The organism is Kordia jejudonensis, assembly GCF_001005315.1.
Classification (GTDB): Bacteria; Bacteroidota; Bacteroidia; order Flavobacteriales; family Flavobacteriaceae; genus Kordia; species Kordia jejudonensis.
This window is the reverse complement of the sequence record NZ_LBMG01000171.1, coordinates 1-790: the sequence shown is the minus strand read 5'-3', so window position 1 is coordinate 790 and position 790 is coordinate 1. Positions and strand designations below refer to the sequence as shown.

Genomic DNA, 790 nt, shown 5'->3' with positions numbered 1-790 from the left:
ACTTAGCAGTTAGTGAAGAAATCAAACTCATTACTAAACGATTATTTAAAAAGAAAATGAAAAACTGATCGACTGGTTTTATGAAAAATTATAAAACTATTATTGAAAAATCTCCTTATTACCAAATAAATTTCACTTTTCTCAATAACCAAAAATGATGAATTAAGTTTATAACATTTTTCTTAAAACACTTAAAAAGTCAATATGTTTGAAGCTTCGAATTCAGATCACAAACAACCAATGACAACTATTGACAGCTTGAACTTAAAATATGGTAAAAACACCTTGAATATAGCAAGCCAAAAATTAGATTCTTCATGGGCAATGCGACAAAATAATCTATCGTAAAACTACACAACTGACCTTAAAGATATCATCATAATGAACTGTAATTTTTAATTACTAAACCTTCCTTCACAGAATAATTACGTTTTTACCGTAACCACGCTATAGTAATAAAATAAATCTCAGGCTTTTACAAAAATACTTTTGCAATATTGCAAAAGTTTTAAATATTTTAGCAAAGTTTTTAAAACTGAATTGAATCCTAAAGAATACTAAATCAAACATTTCTTTGAACATAAGAAACTAGAATTTCAATACTTCATTAACACTTTTTAACAAAAAAATCAACGCTTATTTTTAAAACACGACGCTTATGAAAAATTTTTGTGATGAATGCTAAAACAGTTTTCCTTTACAAATAAACCCCAACTACAACCTTACCATTTTACGAATTAATAATAAAACTGTACTGTTATGATACAAGTAGAAAATAACACAATAAATA

At 25.7% G+C, this 790-nt stretch carries 1 protein-coding gene; it reads left to right on the top strand.

What is annotated here, in order from left to right; translation table 11 throughout:
- The first annotated feature begins 204 nt into the window (after positions 1–204).
- Positions 205–348: a DUF4113 domain-containing protein gene (locus AA089_RS25725; RefSeq protein WP_316936962.1), complete on the top strand. Its 144-nt coding sequence runs from the start codon at positions 205–207 to the stop codon at positions 346–348.
- The last annotated feature ends 442 nt before the right edge of the window (positions 349–790 follow it).

What these genes read in the sequence shown, in the direction of transcription:
- AA089_RS25725 (WP_316936962.1), top strand. Translation starts at nt 205, where the DNA reads ATGTTTGAAGCTTCGAATTCAGATCACAAACAACCAATGACAACTATT.